The sequence below is a fragment of the Rothia nasimurium genome, from assembly GCF_928382285.1.
In the GTDB taxonomy this organism is placed as follows: Bacteria; Actinomycetota; Actinomycetes; order Actinomycetales; family Micrococcaceae; genus Rothia; species Rothia nasimurium_E.
Genome location: NZ_CAKMSS010000002.1, coordinates 314,083 through 330,139, shown reverse-complemented (window position 1 = coordinate 330,139; position 16,057 = coordinate 314,083). Strand labels below are relative to the sequence as shown.

The 16,057-nt window shown below is 59.9% G+C and carries 15 protein-coding genes; 9 read left to right on the top strand and 6 right to left on the bottom strand.

The annotated features are described in order from the left end of the window. Nucleotides 1–21: 21 nt before the first annotated feature. A complete protein-coding gene (gene xseA / locus L6758_RS04335) occupies nucleotides 22–1,344 on the bottom strand; it encodes an exodeoxyribonuclease VII large subunit (protein ID WP_237204635.1) in 1,323 nt (440 codons plus the stop codon). A 243-nt stretch (nucleotides 1,345–1,587) separates the two neighbouring features. Here xseA and L6758_RS04330 point away from each other — a divergent pair, with 243 nt between their 5' ends. Together L6758_RS04330 and L6758_RS04325 are read left to right on the top strand one after the other, a co-directional pair. Next, nucleotides 1,588–2,787 carry a hypothetical protein gene (locus L6758_RS04330; protein WP_237204634.1) on the top strand — a complete coding sequence of 400 codons (1,200 nt, stop codon included), beginning with the start codon at nucleotides 1,588–1,590 and terminating at the stop codon, nucleotides 2,785–2,787. Between the two features lie 20 nt (nucleotides 2,788–2,807). Further along, on the top strand, nucleotides 2,808–3,899 hold the full coding sequence (locus L6758_RS04325; protein ID WP_237204633.1) for a 4-hydroxy-3-methylbut-2-enyl diphosphate reductase: 1,092 nt from the start codon (nucleotides 2,808–2,810) through the stop codon (nucleotides 3,897–3,899). Between the two features lie 88 nt (nucleotides 3,900–3,987). On the opposite strand, the gene L6758_RS04320 is transcribed toward L6758_RS04325, so the two are convergent. Then, on the bottom strand, nucleotides 3,988–5,295 hold the full coding sequence (locus L6758_RS04320; protein WP_237204632.1) for an amino acid permease: 1,308 nt from the start codon (nucleotides 5,293–5,295) through the stop codon (nucleotides 3,988–3,990). Between the two features lie 85 nt (nucleotides 5,296–5,380). Between L6758_RS04320 and L6758_RS04315 the strand changes: the two genes are divergently transcribed. Next, nucleotides 5,381–5,704: a DMT family transporter gene (locus L6758_RS04315; RefSeq protein WP_237199204.1), complete on the top strand. Its 324-nt coding sequence runs from the start codon at nucleotides 5,381–5,383 to the stop codon at nucleotides 5,702–5,704. On the opposite strand, the gene L6758_RS04310 is transcribed toward L6758_RS04315, so the two are convergent. Continuing rightward, the gene (locus L6758_RS04310; protein ID WP_237204631.1) at nucleotides 5,701–6,732 is read right to left on the bottom strand and encodes a GNAT family N-acetyltransferase; all 1,032 of its coding nucleotides are present in this window, start codon (nucleotides 6,730–6,732) and stop codon (nucleotides 5,701–5,703) included. The two genes, L6758_RS04315 and L6758_RS04310, sit on opposite strands and share 4 nt — an antisense overlap. Nucleotides 6,733–6,884: 152 nt before the next feature. On the opposite strand from L6758_RS04310, the gene ychF reads away from it, so the two are divergent. The 5 genes from ychF (at nucleotide 6,885) to L6758_RS04285 (ending at nucleotide 11,321) form a co-directional block, all read left to right on the top strand. Next, on the top strand, nucleotides 6,885–7,970 hold the full coding sequence (gene ychF, locus L6758_RS04305) for a redox-regulated ATPase YchF (protein WP_237188077.1): 1,086 nt from the start codon (nucleotides 6,885–6,887) through the stop codon (nucleotides 7,968–7,970). A gap of 172 nt (nucleotides 7,971–8,142) precedes the next feature. After that, the gene (locus L6758_RS04300; protein ID WP_237204630.1) at nucleotides 8,143–8,601 is read left to right on the top strand and encodes a hypothetical protein; all 459 of its coding nucleotides are present in this window, start codon (nucleotides 8,143–8,145) and stop codon (nucleotides 8,599–8,601) included. 122 nt (nucleotides 8,602–8,723) lie between these two features. After that, nucleotides 8,724–9,080: a zinc ribbon domain-containing protein YjdM gene (locus L6758_RS04295; RefSeq protein ID WP_237204629.1), complete on the top strand. Its 357-nt coding sequence runs from the start codon at nucleotides 8,724–8,726 to the stop codon at nucleotides 9,078–9,080. A gap of 23 nt (nucleotides 9,081–9,103) precedes the next feature. Further along, nucleotides 9,104–10,480, top strand: a complete 1,377-nt coding sequence (locus tag L6758_RS04290; RefSeq protein ID WP_237204628.1) for an MFS transporter — start codon at nucleotides 9,104–9,106, stop codon at nucleotides 10,478–10,480. 163 nt (nucleotides 10,481–10,643) lie between these two features. Further along, the gene (locus L6758_RS04285) at nucleotides 10,644–11,321 is read left to right on the top strand and encodes a hypothetical protein (RefSeq protein WP_237204627.1); all 678 of its coding nucleotides are present in this window, start codon (nucleotides 10,644–10,646) and stop codon (nucleotides 11,319–11,321) included. A 101-nt stretch (nucleotides 11,322–11,422) separates the two neighbouring features. On the opposite strand, the gene L6758_RS04280 is transcribed toward L6758_RS04285, so the two are convergent. From L6758_RS04280 to L6758_RS04270, 3 genes are all read right to left on the bottom strand, one after another. Further along, the gene (locus L6758_RS04280) at nucleotides 11,423–12,115 is read right to left on the bottom strand and encodes a TetR/AcrR family transcriptional regulator (RefSeq protein ID WP_237204626.1); all 693 of its coding nucleotides are present in this window, start codon (nucleotides 12,113–12,115) and stop codon (nucleotides 11,423–11,425) included. Next, complete coding sequence (locus tag L6758_RS04275) at nucleotides 12,108–12,758, bottom strand: TetR/AcrR family transcriptional regulator (protein ID WP_237204624.1); 651 nt, start codon at nucleotides 12,756–12,758, stop codon at nucleotides 12,108–12,110. Before L6758_RS04275 ends, L6758_RS04280 begins: the two co-directional genes overlap by 8 nt. Nucleotides 12,759–12,852: 94 nt before the next feature. Continuing rightward, the gene (locus tag L6758_RS04270) at nucleotides 12,853–15,216 is read right to left on the bottom strand and encodes an ATP-binding cassette domain-containing protein (RefSeq protein WP_237204623.1); all 2,364 of its coding nucleotides are present in this window, start codon (nucleotides 15,214–15,216) and stop codon (nucleotides 12,853–12,855) included. 130 nt (nucleotides 15,217–15,346) lie between these two features. Between L6758_RS04270 and tpx the strand changes: the two genes are divergently transcribed. Beyond that, on the top strand, nucleotides 15,347–15,841 hold the full coding sequence (gene tpx, locus L6758_RS04265) for a thiol peroxidase (RefSeq protein WP_237199217.1): 495 nt from the start codon (nucleotides 15,347–15,349) through the stop codon (nucleotides 15,839–15,841). The last annotated feature ends 216 nt before the right edge of the window (nucleotides 15,842–16,057 follow it).

The following is a 16,057-nucleotide window of genomic DNA, read 5'->3' as shown; positions in this document are numbered from 1 at the left end:
GACCTGGCATCTGACCAGGTTCTAGTGGTTTTTCTCGTGTACGGCGGTAACGGTTGCGTCCACAGCGCCGGCTGCCGCGCGCACACTAATGTTTTGCCCCTCGTGCAGGGTGCGGGCATCGCGTACCAGCTGGCCGGAGGCGTCCTGCATCACCGCATAGCCGCGCTCCAGGGTCTGCTGGGGTGACAGGGCCGTAACCCGCGCCCGTAGCTGGCTAATAAGATCACGGTCCCTGGCAAGACGGTGGACGGCTGCGCTCGAAGCCCTCGCCCGCAGCCGCTCAATATCCTCTGACCTAGCCAGCAGGGCTGAGCCCGGGTTGGCAAGAACCGGGCGGGAACGCACCTGGGCTAGCCCGTGCCGCTCAGCCGCTATCAACTGATCTACTGCTCGCTGCAACTGGTAGCGAGCCGATGCAAAGAGTTCTCGCTCCTCACGGACGTCCGGAACAATACGCTTACCCGCATCGGTAGGGGTCGAAGCTCGCAAATCTGCTGCATGGTCCATCAGAGGAGAATCAGCCTCGTGGCCAATAGCCGATACAACCGGGGTATGTGCCGCTGCAACGGCCCGAACCATTGCCTCCTCAGAGAAAGGCAGCAGGTCTTCAAAGGAGCCGCCACCGCGGGCAATCACAATCACGTCGATGTCATCCCGGCTATCAAGCTCAGCCAGCGCAGACGTCACCTGGGCAACCGCGTTCACGCCCTGCACCGCAACCTCCCGTACCTCAAAATCAACGGCAGGCCAGCGTAGGGAGGCGTTACGGATGACGTCCTTCATGGCGTCCGAATCACGGCCGGTAATCAAACCCACCCGGCGGGGGAGTAGGGGAAGAGGCTTCTTACGCTCGGGACTAAAGAGACCCTCAGCCTGCAGCTTGCCCCGCAGCTGCTCAATAAGCTCCAGCATAGAACCCACACCCACCGGCTTGATGTTAGAGCCCTGCATCGATAGGCGGCCGGTCTTCACCCAGAAATCAGGCTTGAGCTGCAAAACCACCCGAGAGCCCCGCTCCAACTGGCCCTGCACCTTAGCCATCTCTGAGCCCCAGACCGTGACCGATACCGAGACCTCCTGCTCAATATCGCGCAGGGTCACATAAGAAACCCGACCCCTGTGGTTGAGCTCAATAATCTGCCCCTCCACCCAGGTCGGTACGCAACGGGCAATATACTCGTGCATCTTATTCGACAGCACATGCAGGGGCCAGGGGTTATCGACGCTGGTCTGGCCAGCACGTTCCGCTAGCTGCCGGGGTGTGCCCTGGGCCTGCTGTTCTTGCTGGGCCTGTAGCTGCGCCAGCGTCAGATGGCCGGGTGCCGAATCACCAAAACTGTTCATACACCTACTTCTACCACCGCTGGCTGACACTTTAAGCATTGAGCCGAGAAAAACTGTCTTCTTTCTGCTGTGGGTTTTTGAAAGGTTACGCAGGCTCACGCTCGCTGCCGACCCTCTCACCCGGTTCGCTAGCGCTCACAAGGTGATTCACGCCAGCCCCGAGCCAGCAGCTTCGCTGTGAGCCTGCTCCCCCTATAAGAACTGCTCAAGCAAATACTCAGTAAGACCGGCTACTATGCAAGCATGACGGGTACCCGCAAGAGCACAGAAGACTACGGCGACGGCAACTGGACGAACCCTTACGTTCAGGCCGAAAATCAGCGCGCCCAAGAAGCAGCCCAGGCAGCCTATGCCCAGCAGCCCCAGGGCTACACCCACCCCTATGCAGAGCCGGCCTCGGCTCACTATACCCAGGGGTCCTACCCGCCTGAAGCGCAGGCGCAGGGGGTAGCGTCCGCCCCGGTGGCGTCCTACACGCCCCCACGGGTGCCTCGACGCCAGCACCGCCGTCCGGCCTTTAGCCTGGCCAGGCGTTTTCTCTGCGTCCTGCTAGCCCTTTTTACGCTAGCTACCGGGCTGACCGCAGCTACAGCCTACTGGGCGCAAACTACCCTGGTAGATACCGAAAACTTTGCGGCGATGACCGAGTCCATCGCCTACGACCAGGACTTCCAAACCAGTCTGGCAAGCGCCGTTACCGACGACATCATGGCCTCACCCGCTATTGAAACCTACCTGGGCGACGGGAACTCCACCGCCTGGTACGGGGGAGTGCAGAACTGGCTCTATGACCAGACCTACACCCTGGTCGACGGGGCTACCAACTCGCTGGTGACCTCCGATGCCTACCCCCAGCTGTGGGCCCAGGTGATTTCAGATACCCACGCCTATAACTTCTCGGGTGAAAGTCGCCCGGCGGTGCTTGACCTTTCTGCCCTCTACGACCAGGCCGGGGCGTCTGTGCAGTCGGCGACCGGCTTTGGTGTTGATACCTCAAGCCTGCCCGGCCGTACCATCACCCTGGATACGGGGCAGAACATCTGGCCTATCAATTCCACTGTCAATACCCTGATATGGCTGGCCTCCCTTTGGCAGCCCCTGCTGGTGGTTAGTGGCGTATCCGCCCTGCTCGGGTTCCTGCTCTGGCCCCGCAACCGCTTCGCCTACCTAGCCTTCATCGCCTTCAGCGCAGCAGCCCTACTCTGGATCGCTGGCCTCCTGGGTGGCGGTGCCTCGCTCACCGCCGGGATACAGCTACCGGCTAGCAACGCGGCCGTCCTTTTCTTGCAAAAACTGTCTGAAACCATCACCGCATCTTTCGCCAGCTACCATAACGGCCTGGCCCTCAACCTGCTCATTGCGGGGGCGGTACTGACACTTCTTGCTCTTCTCTCAGCGATTATGGGGCTGACTGCGAGAGAAGCCACTGCACGCACCCGCTAGAACCACGTAGGATAGAGACTATGTCTACCCAAGAGAAGACCATTGAACTGGGTCTGCCCACCGTACCCCGCGTGCGCAGGACCCGCGAAGAAGTTGAGGCAGCCGCCCCCACCGGCGACAAGAAGGTACTCCTAGCAGCGCCCCGCGGCTACTGTGCCGGCGTTGACCGCGCCGTCATCGCCGTTGAAAAGGCCCTAGACCACTACGGGGCTCCCGTTTACGTGCGCAAGCAGATTGTTCACAACCGCCATGTGGTTGAAACCCTCGAAGCTCAGGGCGCAATTTTTGTGGACGAGGTGGAGGAAGTCCCCGAGGGCGCCGTCACCGTCTTCTCCGCCCACGGCGTGTCACCGGCTGTTGTGGCCTCAGCGGAAGAGCGTCAGCTCAATACCATCGACGCTACCTGCCCGTTGGTTTCCAAGGTGCACCGCGAGGCTGTGCGTTTTGCCAAGCAGGACTACGACATCCTGCTCATTGGCCACACCGGCCATGAAGAGGTTGAGGGTACCGCTGGCGAAGCTCCCGACCATATTCAGATTGTGAACTCACCTGACGAGGTTGATCAGGTGACCGTGCGCGACCCCGAGAAGGTGGTGTGGATTTCTCAGACCACCCTGTCGGTGGACGAAACCCTGGAAACCGTTGCCCGTCTGCGTGAGCGCTTCCCCACCCTACAGGACCCGCCCTCCGACGACATTTGCTATGCGACGTCTAACCGTCAGGGCGCTATCAAGGAGATCGCTCCGCAGGCTGACCTGGTGATTGTGGTGGGCTCGACCAACTCGTCGAACTCTGTGCGCCTGAAGGAAGTCGCCCTGGAATATGGCGCTAAGCAGGCCTACCTGGTGGACTACGCCAACGAGGTTGACGAGGCCTGGTTCGAGGGTGTGACCACCGTGGGTTTGACCTCTGGCGCTTCTGTGCCCGAGGTGCTGGTGCAGGACGTGCTGCGTCTGCTGGCAGACTACGGTTACGTTGACGTTGAGAAGTTTGAGACCGCCAAAGAAGATATTCTCTTCTCGCTGCCCAAGGAGCTCCGCGCGGCCCTGAAGAATGATTCGGGTGAGCCCGCGATGCGATTGGGAGGACGAGGAGCGAAGCCGAGTCGGTAAAATCGGGAAGCGAACTCCATTTACCTTGCGCGAAGAGTTTCCCTGTAAGAAAAGGCCCCCGCACGGGGGCCTTTTCTTGTGGGGCTGGTTAGCTGGGGATCAGGCCGTAGACGACGGCGGAGAAGGCTGCGATGCCTGAGATCACCACGAAGATGTTGGAGAGTTTGCCGCGGTAGGGGGCTAGGGCCGGTACCTTGTGGATGGCCCACATGGGCACGATGAAGAGTACCAGGGCCATGACGGGGCCTACCAGCGATTCGATGAGGGAGAGGACGCTGGGGTTCAGCACGGCGGCGACCCAGACGGTGATCACGATGAAGGCGTTAATTGCCGCGTTGAGGGCCTTGTCGCTGATGCGTTTTTTCTCGGGGTCGAAGTTTTTACGGACGATACCCGCTGCTCCTTCGTGCCCGCCGAGCCAATGGCCGAAGTAGGAGGAGACGATTGCTGCGATAGCTACGATGGGGCCGAGCCAGTTGATGAAGGAGGCGTCGAATTCGTTGGCCAGGTAGGAGAGGATGGGGAGGTTGGAGGCGCGGGCTTCAGCGAGGCCGTCCGGACCGATAGCTAGTACGCAGGACCAGACAAAGCCCATGGTGAAGACGGTCAGAATGATTGAGGTAACGCGCAGTACACGGGAGGCCTTGACCGAAGCGAAGCCGTGGTACTGCTTGCGCATAGCTACTGAGAACTGGGAGATAGCCGCTGCGTGGTAGAAGGAGAAGACGAGCACCGGCAGCATGAGCCAGAGGGTCATAGAAAAGTTGCCGGGGGCCGGTACCTGGCTAAAGCCGTCGAGTGACCAGTGGGGGATGAGGTAGAGGGTGAGCGCGGCGAGTACCAGAATGAGGGGGTAGACCAGGAACTGGGTGACCGTGAGCATGAGTTTCTGGCCGATAATCATGACGGCGCTCATGGCGCCGACGAGCAGGGCGGCAAGGAGCCAACGGGGTAGGGGTTCTAGCCCGAACTGGTTGGTCAGGAATGAGTCAACGGTGTTGGTGATACTGACGCCGTAAATGAGCAGGATGGGGTAGATGGAGAGGAAGTAGAGCAGGGTAAAGATCTTGCCGAAGCCTCGGCCGAAGAATTCTTCGGCGACCTCGGTGATATCTGCTGTTTGTTTGGAGCTGGCGGAGACCATGCGGGAGAGCCCTCGGTGGGCGAGGAAGGTCATGGGCCAAATCAGGACGGTTGCGGCCAGCAGGGGCCAGACACCACCGGCGCCCGCGTTAATGGGGAGAAAGAGGATGCCCGCGCCGACGGCGGTGCCGAAGAGGCTGACGGTCCAGGCTGTGTCTGTGCGGTTCCACCCCGGCGCCCGGGTTGCGGCGTCGCCCATTTCTATGGCTGCGGTGGAGACATCGGTGTATTCGTGGCTGCCCTTGTGAGACATACAAAAACTCCTAGATTCACATCGTTGTGAGATACGTGTACTTATTATTCTAGCCTTTTTTGTACGAGCCATGTAGAATGAGCCTATGCCCTACCTTTTCCTCGCGCTCTCCATTGGCTCGGAGCTCATTGCCACCACCCTGCTGAAATACACTGAGGGGTTCACCAAACTGTGGTTTACCCTGGGGTGCCTGGTGGGCTACGGTTTCGCTTTTTTCATGCTGTCGCTGGCGGTGCGGGACATTCCGGTGGGAGTTGCCTACGCCCTGTGGGCAGGTTTGGGTACGGCGGCGATTGTCGCTATTGGCGCCCTCTTCCTAGGGGAGCCCATCACCCTGGTCAAGGTTGTGGGTATTTCCCTGATTGTGGCCGGTGTGCTGGTGCTCAACCTGGGCGGGGCTAGCCACTAGTTCTGGTAGCAGATTTCTTCCCAGACGGGCCGGTAGCCCAGCTCCTCATTAACCCTAATCATGGCCGGGTTGACGGCCGAATTCATGGTAATAATTTGCCGAATGTGGGGCGCGGACGCCGGCAGGCGGGTATGGCTGAGCACCTTGAGAGTGCGGGAGAGACCAAGGCCGCGGTGCTCTGGCATGACCACTGTAGATTCCTGCCAGGCTGATACATTGCGTGTATCGGTGGGATAGGTCAGGGCTGTTATCGCTGCAATCTTTCCTTGGTGTAAGGCAACCGCATACATCAGTTCATCTCCTGTTGCATGGGCTTTCTCTTCTCTCTCGCGCAGACGCTCAGGGGTGAAGTCTGAAGCTTCCCGGTGGGCTTCTCCTATGGGCTCATCTACCTCCAGCTGGTGGTAAGCAGCTGCTGCTGATTCTAAATACTGGTCGGGAATGTGGTTTTCCCAGACCTCAAAGGTGTAGGCGGGGTCGGCTATTGTCTTGCGCTCAGCCGCCTGCGCGAGGTTAGCGGGGATCGGCAGGGGAGCAATTCTTGTGATATCAGAATTCTTAGGTTCTAGGCCTAGAAGAGCCGCAACCCTGTTGATGGGCAGGGCGGGGTCGTCCTTGTTGTCGTCCTGCATGAGGTAGCCGTAGTAGGTGATGTGGGTGCGTCCGCTGGGCTTGATAGCTTCTGCCAGGGCATGGCGGGTAAGCGCCTCTTCCAGACCCCGCCCTTCAGCCTCGGGATGGACGGCGAGAAGGAAGTTCAGGCCGTCTAGATTCTCTTTGAGGGGGAGCGAAACCAGCACAATACCGAGAATCTGCCCCTGAACCTCGGCAACCCAGCGGTGGTTTTCGTAGTAGCTGGAGGGGGCAAGAATAGCCCGCCGTTCTTCGACTGATGTAGTTAACGGGAAGCCGTAGAGCTTTTCCTCGCAGGCAGAATCGAGGGCGTTGAGTTGCTCCATGTCGTTATCGGAGTCAAGGTTGATGGGGCGAATGGTGATGTCCCGAGGTGAAAACTGCGCTACTGTCATGCTGACCAGCATAAAATACTGTGCTCCAAGTAACAAGAGGTGGGTGGGCGGAAGCTGCCTGACCTACCCACTGGGGCCGGGCGTCCGCACCGCGTGCAGGGCTTCTCCAGCGCTCCCGTGCTCGCTTGACTCGCCCCTGTAAACTAGAAACCGTGGCTTTAACTATTGGAATTGTGGGTCTGCCCAACGTCGGCAAGTCGACCCTCTTTAACGCACTGACCAAAAACAACATCCTGGCAGCGAACTACCCCTTCGCGACCATCGAACCCAACGTGGGCGTCGTTAACCTGCCCGACGAGCGCCTGGCCCGCCTGGCTGAAATCTACGGCTCCGAGCGCATTCTGCCCGCGACCGTCTCCTTCGTTGATATCGCCGGTATCGTTCGCGGCGCCTCCGAAGGTGAAGGCCTGGGTAACCAGTTCCTCGCGAACATCCGCGAGGCACACGCCATCGCCCAGGTCGTCCGCGCCTTCGACGACCCCGACGTCATCCACGTCGACGGCAAGGTAGACCCCGCCAGCGACATGGAAACCATCAACACCGAACTGGTGCTGGCTGACCTGCAGACCCTGGAAAACGCTATTCCCCGCCTGGAAAAGGCCGTCAAAATCAAGAAGGGCGACCCCGCCCAGCTTGAGGAATACAAGAAGGCCCAGGCCGTGCTGGAACAGGGCGATACCCTGATTTCCAAGTACGAAGAAGCCAAAATCGACATGGCCCTGCTCAAGGAGCTGAACCTGCTCACCTCCAAGCCCTTCATCTACGTCTTTAACTCGGACGAGGGCGTCCTCGCCTCTGAGGAAAAGCAGGCTGAACTGCGCGCCATGGTTGCTCCCGCTGAGGCCGTCTTCCTGGACGCCAAGCTTGAGGCTGACATGGTTGAGCTCTCTGAAGAAGAGGCTCGCGAAATGCTGGAAATGAGTGGCCAGGACGAGTCCGGCCTCGACAAGCTGGCCCGCGTGGGCTTCTCCACCCTGGGCTTACAGACCTACCTGACTGCCGGCCCCAAGGAAACCCGCGCCTGGACCATCACCAAGGGTGATACCGCCCCCCAGGCAGCTGGCGTCATTCACACCGACTTTGAGCGCGGCTTCATTAAGGCTGAGGTTGTCTCCTTCTCCGACCTGGACGACGCCGGTTCTATGGCTGAGGCCAAGGCCCGCGGCAAGGTCCGCATGGAAGGCAAGGACTACATCATGCAGGACGGCGACGTGGTGGAGTTCCGCTTCAACGTCTAGCCTCCAAATCGGATTTTCCCTTGGAAAAGTGCAAGTGCCCCGTGAAAAGTGCGGGGCACTTGCACTTTTTCGATGGTGTCTTGGGTACGTGTGCGGTGTGTCGTCTACCGCTCATAAGTATGCTTTTGGCACAATAGTGGGTACCAAGCTACCTGATGAAAGAAGGTTTATCATGAAAGCACGTCTAGCGTTCATCGCCGGTGTAGGTATCGGTTACGTGCTGGGTGCTCGCGCAGGCCGCGGCCAGTACGAAAAGATCAAGACCCAGGCTGCCAACGTCTGGAACGACCCCAAGGTGCAGAACGGCATCAAGACCGCCGAAGAAACCATCAAGGAACAGGCACCCGTCGTCGCCGAAAAGGCCAAGGAAGCAGCTGCGGCAGGTGCCGAAAAGGCTAAAGAAGCTGCCGCCGCAGGCACCGAGAAAGCCAAGGAAAAGGCTGAAGAGGTCAAGGACGCCCGCGCCGAAGCTAAGGCCGAGAAGCAGGTAGAAAAGGCAGAAGCTAAGGCCGAAAAGGAAGCCGAGAAGGCCGATAAGAAGGCCCAGAAGCTGGCCGACGAGGCCCCTGCCGATGTCGTCTCAGACCCTGCCACCGACATGAACGACGAAGGCCCGGCAACCACCAAGTAAGCCCCCTACGTCTAAGCCAAGAACCTTCCGCTCTTCGACGCCCCGAAGAGCGGAAGGTTTTGTGCTTCTATCTGGGATAATGGGGAGCGACCTAGACACCACCTAACTTTTGGAGACCCCCCATGTCTGACGCCCCCGCACCCGCCTGCCCCGCCTGTTCTGAAGAGTACTCCTATCAGCAGGGGGACCTCTGGGTCTGCCCCATGTGCGGTCACGAATGGGCCGAAGCTGATACCACTGAGGCAGAAGAGACCGGCTCCAAGGTACTCGATGCAGTCGGCAACGAGCTGGTAGACGGCGATTCCGTCACCATCACCAAGGGCCTCAAGGTCAAGGGTGGTACCGATATCAAGGCTGGCACCAAGGTACGCGGTATCCGTCTGCTCGAAAGCCCCGTCAACGGCCACGATATTGAAGCTAAGGTCCCCGGCGCAGGCCAGATGTACCTGAAGTCCTCCGTGGTCAAGAAGAGCAACTAACCCCCGAAAGCAGTGGCCCACTTATGAAATGGCTAGTGTGGGCGGTGGCTATAGCCGCCTACGTCTTCTCAATTATTAACCGCAGCTCCTTCTCGGCGCTGGGGGCCACTGCCCAAACCCACTTTGGGGTAGAGGCGACAGCTATTTCCCTTTTCATCATGCTGCAGCTGGTGGTTTACGCCAGCTGGCAGGTGCCGGTGGGCGCCCTGCTTGACCGTAAGGGGGCGCCGGTGCTGATTGCCGGTGGCCTGACCCTCATGACGGCTGGCCAGTTTCTCCTGGCCCAGAGCGAGACCGTTCCCCTCGCCCTGCTGGCGCGTGTGCTGGTGGGCAGCGGAGACGCCTGTATCTTCGTCAGCCTGATCCGTCTGATTTCAGACTGGTTTACCCCTAAACAGATTCCGGTGGTCAACCAAATTAGCGCCAATATGGGCCAGATGGGTCAGTTGGTTGCCGTCACGCCCTTGGTCACCCTGGTGGGTGCCCTGGGCTGGCAGGGCGGATTTACTGTTCTCGCCGCTATCGGTTCCTGCCTTCTGATCCTGGCCCTATTTACGCTCAGGCCGGCTCCCGGCAGGGCTACCGTAGCCCAGGGGCTGGGCCGCCGAGCCCGGCGCGGACGGGGGAGCGCGTCCGCCCAGCGTCCGCTCCCTGACCAGGAAGAAACCAACCGGGTCCGCGCCGACCACCCCTACCCCGTCACTGACTCTTTGCCCGTGCTTCCCCCGGCCTCGGGCTCAGGCTTTGGGGCCTCCATCAGACAGGTGCTGGCCTACCCCGGTGTGCGCCTGGCCTTTTGGGTGCACTATGTGACGGCCTCCATGATTTTCTCCATCATGCTGCTGTGGGGCATGCCTTTCCTGACCGGGGGCCTGGGCTATAGCCGGGCCTTGGCATCGGGCATCGTCAGCACAGTGGTGGCCTCCATCGTCATTGCCGGGTTCTTCACCGGCTCGATTCTCTCCCGCTTTTCTCCCTACCGGGTGCATATTGCGGTGGGCAGCAGCCTGCTCAACCTCAGCCTGTGGTCCCTGATTTTCTTCTGGCCCGGAATTGCCCCCACCGCCCTGGTGTACGCTGCGGCTATTACTCTGGGCATCAACGGCCCGGTGTCCATGGCAGCTTTTGAGGTGGTGCGTTCGCATGTGCCTCAGCACCAGCGGGGCCTGGCCACAGGCATCGCCAATATGGGTGGCTTCGTAGGGGCCCTCACCATCGTGTTCCTGATCGGCCTGATTCTTGACAGCCTCGGCGCCGGCACCCCCGAAACCTACACCCTTGAGGCCTTCCGCTGGGCTATGGCCAGCCACATCCCGGTAATTCTGCTGGGTATTCTCATGATTGCCCTGCTTTACCCCAAGGCCAAGCGGGAGCTGGCAGGCCGGGCACAGGCGTCCTAGTTTCTCAGGGGCGGACGCCCGCCGCCCCTCCCAGCCGACAGGCAGCAAATGCGCGGGGAGGGGCACGGTATCTTGCCCACATTTTCCGGTTTTCACTGGGCAGGTGCTACTGCGGTCTTTAGAATTAAAAGCCGCACACCACGCCTTAACCTGTGAAGGAAACATGACCAGAAAATCAGTCGTCCTGTTCACTAGCCTTGCCCTGCTGGCCCTCACCGCCTGCCAGCAGGAAGAAGTGATTACCCGCGTTGACCCGCAGACCGCTTCAGCAAGCGCAAGTTCAGCATCGCCCAGCCCTACCCCCTCCGTTGAGGCGACCACCGCAACGCCCACCCCGGAGCCGACTCCCGAATCGACCACCGCAGAGCCGACCCCTGAGCCCACTCCCGAGGACCCCTTCCCGGGCACTGTCTTTGCCGAGAACGGCGTGACCTTCTTCGTCCCCCAGGACTACGTGCAGGACGCCGCTCCCTCCCAGGCAGAAATCTTCACCTACCAGTTCACCCACTACCGTAGCGCAGAGGATGCCGCAGGCCGCTTTATGGTGGGCACCCCCTATAACGATGAGCAGGGGCGCAGCGCCGAAGAGATGGAGAAAGAAACCGTCGCCCGACTTACCCCGGCCTGGTCTATCAATGAGACCGTTGAGACCATTAACTACACCCGCGAAGACGGTGTGCGTGTGATTCGCTCCGAGGTACGTTTTGCTTCGAGTAACGCCCCCGGCTATATCTTCACCCTGGATAACGGGCACGAGCTGATGCACGCCGCTATCTTGGTCGACGAGGCCAACCCTGACTTCGTGAAGAAGATTGAGGATTCTATCGGCTTCGCCTGGTAGCAGGTACTTTAGCCAGAAGCCTATACACACAGCGGGCGGAACCGGTACCGGTTCCGCCCGCTGTGGCGTTTAAAGAGTTTCGCTATAGGTTTGCCCCGCTTTTAGTTTTCTTCTGCGGTCTCTTCGGGGGTGTGCAGCTCGCCCACGCCCTCAGACAGGGCAATGAATTCGTCGATGTCTTCCTGGGTTGCATAGGGTACGGGGTGTACAAGCAGCTCGTTGATACTGGAGCGGAAGATGTAGCTGAGGTTGACCGGGTCTGACCCCTTGCCGCCGATAATAGCCTTGGTGGTTAGGCCGTAGCTGAGCATGGTCAGCTGGTTAGCCTGCACCTTGATATCGGTTCCTGCCTTAAGCTGTCCTGCCTCGTCGAGGTGCACCAGCATGTCGTAGAAGAGGGTGCGGATGCGCTCCAGGCTGGCAGTCGAAATATCTTTAATTTCGGGGGTAGAACGCAGCTCGGCCACCATGCCCAGGGTGATGCGGGAAACCGCGCGGGAGCGCGGGGTGAGTGGGATGAAGTGCTCAAGAATCTTGATGGTGTTGAGCACGTCCTGCCCCTGTACCGATACCGCCCGCATACTGGCCTCGGTCTCTACACCGATAAGTTCCAGGGCGTAGGTGACAAGTTCGACGCGGCTGTCGAAGGAGTGACGCAGGGAACCGGTGGAAATGCCGGCTTCGGCTGCCACGTTGCGAATGGTGATAGCGCTGACGCCGCGTTCGTTGAGGAGCTTCCAGACCGCCTGGGAAATGACTTTCTTGCGTTCGTCGTGGTCAATGAGTTTAGGCACTGAAGAACTCCTGACTGAAGTAGTCGAGGTCCTGATCCTCAGGGTAGGTGAAGATTTCAAGCAGGGTCTCGAAGTGGGTGAGCATGGGGGCCATGAGCTCTTCGTCGCTTGCCTCGCCATCGGTGAGCAGGTAGAGACAATTAATTCCCCACAGCAGAGCTACAAGCTTTTCTACCTCTAGGTCGATATCGATATCGTCGCGCACAAAGCCCTGGGCCCGTAGCTGGCTGAGCAGGAAGCCGTAGGCGTAGAGGAAGTCCTTTTCGTGGGACTGCAGAATCTTGGCGATACCGGGAATCGTTGAGGCATCGGCTAGCATGCCCGCAACCACGGTGATGAAGAGCTTGCCGTCCTCAGAAACGGGAGAAAGCTCGGTGAAAATCTCTTCGAGGCTGTAAATCAGCTCGTAGTTGAAGGTGCGGCTGGTAAGGCTACGGATGAAGCGCTTACCCACGAAGTCGAGGGAGAACCGCATCATCTCTTCATGGGAAGGGAAGACATGGCGCAGGGAGCCTGTGGAGATGCCGGCTTCGGCAGCTACGGTACGCACTGAGACCCCGCGGACGCCTTCGCGGGACAGTACCGCCCAGACAGCTTGGGCGATTTCTTGTTTGCGTTCTTCGTGGTTAATGAGTTTAGGCACGGTTTAACTTTAGATGGTGGTGTGGTTACTGATGCTAGGCCCTGTCTTATTTCGTCGGATAACGAGAATATGACGTGGCGAAGGAGGGGAACTTCTAGGATGCTAGGTAGGCGGCCAGGTGCTCCCCGGTGAGGGTGTCTGCGGCAGCAAGCTGGGCGGGAGTTCCCTCAAACACGATTGTACCGCCATCGTGACCTGCTGCTGGGCCTACGTCAATGATGTGGTCAGAGTGGGCGATCACGGCCTGGTGGTGTTCGATGCAGAGCACGGTGGTACCGGCGTCGACCAGCTGATCCAGAAGACCGAGGAACTGCTGTATATCGGCCAGGTGCAGGCCCGTGGTGGGTTCGTCGAAGATGTAGATTCCACCGGGTTCTGCCATATGGGTGGCTAGCTTGATACGCTGGCGCTCGCCGCCGGAGAGGGTGGAGAGGGGCTGACCCAGGGTGATGTAACCCAGACCTACATCGACTAGGCGCTGCAAGATTTTTGTTGCGGCGGCCAGCTTGGTCTCCTTGGCGCTAAAGAAGGCGAGAGCATCGGATGCGGAGAGGGCCAGAACGTCGCTGATGTTCTTGTCGCCCAGGCGGTATTCGAGTACGCCGGGGGAGAAGCGTTTGCCCTCGCATGCCTCACAGACGGCGGTGGATTTTTCCATGAAGCCCAGCTGGGTTTCAATTACGCCGGAGCCCTTACACTCGGGGCAGGCGCCCTCAGAGTTAGCTGAGAAGAGGGCGGGCTTGACCCCGTTAGCCTTGGCAAAAGCCTTGCGGATAGGTTCGAGCAGGCCGGTGTAGGTGGCCGGGTTAGACCGGCGTGACCCCTTAATGGGTGCCTGGTCAATGTAGATGATGCGCTCTTCACTGTCTGTGTGCTGTTCCAGCAGCTCGGTGATCAGGGAGGACTTACCGGAACCTGCCACACCGGTAAAGGTGGTCAGGACGCCGGTGGGTACGGCGACGGAAACATTTTTGAGGTTGTTGCGGGTTGCGTCCGTAACCTGCAGGGCCCCGGTAGCCGGGCGGACGGCGTCCTTAAGCCCCTGCCGGTCGTAGAAGTGACGGGAGGTGACGGTATCAGCCTGCTTGAGCCCCTCGAAGGCTCCGGCGTAGACCACGGTACCACCTGCCGAACCGGCAGCCGGGCCCATATCGATGATGTGGTCGGCAATGGCGATGGTCTCGGGCTTATGCTCTACCACCAGCACAGTGTTACCGCGGTCGCGCAGGCGCAGCAGCAGCTCGTTCATCTTGGTGACATCGTGGGGGTGAAGGCCCGCGGTGGGCTCGTCAAAGACATAGGTGACGTCGGTGAGCGGGGAACCCAAGTGGCGCACCATCTTGGCGCGCTGGGCCTCACCGCCTGAGAGCGAGGAGGCAGAGCGGGAGAGGGCAATGTAGCCCAGGCCGATGGTGACCATAGAGTCCAGCAGATGCTCCAGCGCAGCGAGCAGGGGAGCGACCTCGGGGATGTCCTGCTCACGCACCCAGGCAAGCAGGTCGGTAACCTGCATGTCGCAGAGCTCAGCAATGTTCACCCCGTTGACCTTGGACGCCAGGGCAGCCTGCGACAGGCGGGTGCCGCCACAGTCAGGGCAGGGGACAAAAGTGACCGCCCGGTCAACAAAAGCGCGAATATGGGCCTGCATGCCCTCCTTATCCTTGGAGAGCATGGACTTCTCAATGCGGGGCACCAGACCCTCATAGGTCATATTGATGCCCGCAATTTTCATCTTGGTGGGCTCTTTATAGAGGAAGTCGGCACGCTGCTGCTCGGTGAAATCCTTGACCGGAATATCGGTGGGGTAGAGGCCCGACTCCTTGTAGAGGCGGGCAGACCAGCCGCTGGTAGAGAAACCGGGGACCTTGAAGAAGCCCTCGTCCTCCATAGTCAGGTTCTCATCAAAAAGTTCAGCCAGGTCGATCTGGCTGGTACGGCCCAGACCCTCACAGCGGTTGCACATACCGCCGGTACGGGAGAAAGTAACGTGCTCGGCCTTACCGTCGCCCACCTTGCGTGCCCCGGTACCCTGCACGGTCGCCTGGTTGAAAGAAAAAGCGGTGGGGGAGCCCAGATTAGGGGTGCCCACGCGGGCAAAGAGCATACGGAGCATGGGCAGAGCGTCAGTTGCCGTGCCCACGGTAGAACGCGGATTAGCCCCCAGACGCTCCTGATCCACGATAATAGCGCTGGTCAGACCCTCAATCGCATCAACCTCGGGGCGATCCTGGTGGGGCATAAAACCCTGCACAAAGGCCGAGTAGGTTTCGTTAATCAGGCGCTGGGACTCAGCTGCCACCACGCCGAAAGCCAAGGACGACTTACCCGACCCCGACACCCCGGTAAAAACCGTCAGACGACGCTTGGGAATCTCAACCGACACATTCTTGAGATTGTTATTGCGGGCACCGGTAATACGAATAGCCTGATGGGAATCAGCGGGATGGGTTGCAGACACGAAATCTCCCTAAAATGCGAAAGTTAGCTGCACACCAGTCTATCGAACCCCTCACCCCCGCTAAGACCTACGGTTCCCCGCACAGCGCAACACCTTGCACCACCCCGGTTGCCTGCGCCACAATACAACTATGGCTACTACACATCTTGAAGGCAATGACGTACAGACCGTAGGCGACCTGCCCGCCGTAGGTTCCACAGCACCCGCATTCACCCTGGTGGGCACCGACCTCGACGCAGTCACCTCAGACTCATTCGAGGGTAAGAACCTGGTCCTCAACATCTTCCCCTCCATCGACACCGGCGTCTGCGCCGCGTCCGTCCGTAAATTCAACGAAGAAGCATCCAAGCTGGAGAACACCACCGTCGTGTGCGTCTCCAAGGACCTGCCCTTCGCCCTGAGCCGCTTCTGCGGTGCCGAAGGCATTGAGAACGTTGTATCAGCGTCCGCTTTCCGCGACTCCTTCGGCGAAGACTACGGCGTCACCATGGCCGACGGCCCCCTGGCCGGCCTGCTGGCCCGCTCCGTTGTCGTCGTCAACGCCGCCGGTGAAATCGTCTACACCCAGCTCGTCGACGAAATCACCACCGAGCCCGACTACGAGGCAGCGCTCGCAGCTCTCTAAAACCAACATCACTTACGCGGTGGGTATATCCCTTCCGCCTGCTGACCCTCTCCCAGCTCGCGCTGGGGCGCTCGCCGCCCTCTAAAACAGAGACACCGCGCAATAAATGAGCGCAGCAAACATACTCGGAGCCGACTGACCCTCTCGCTCCTCGCCTAGAGGCTCGTCGCGATTCACGCCAGACCCAGCCAGTCGGCTCCGAGTATGTTTGCTGCG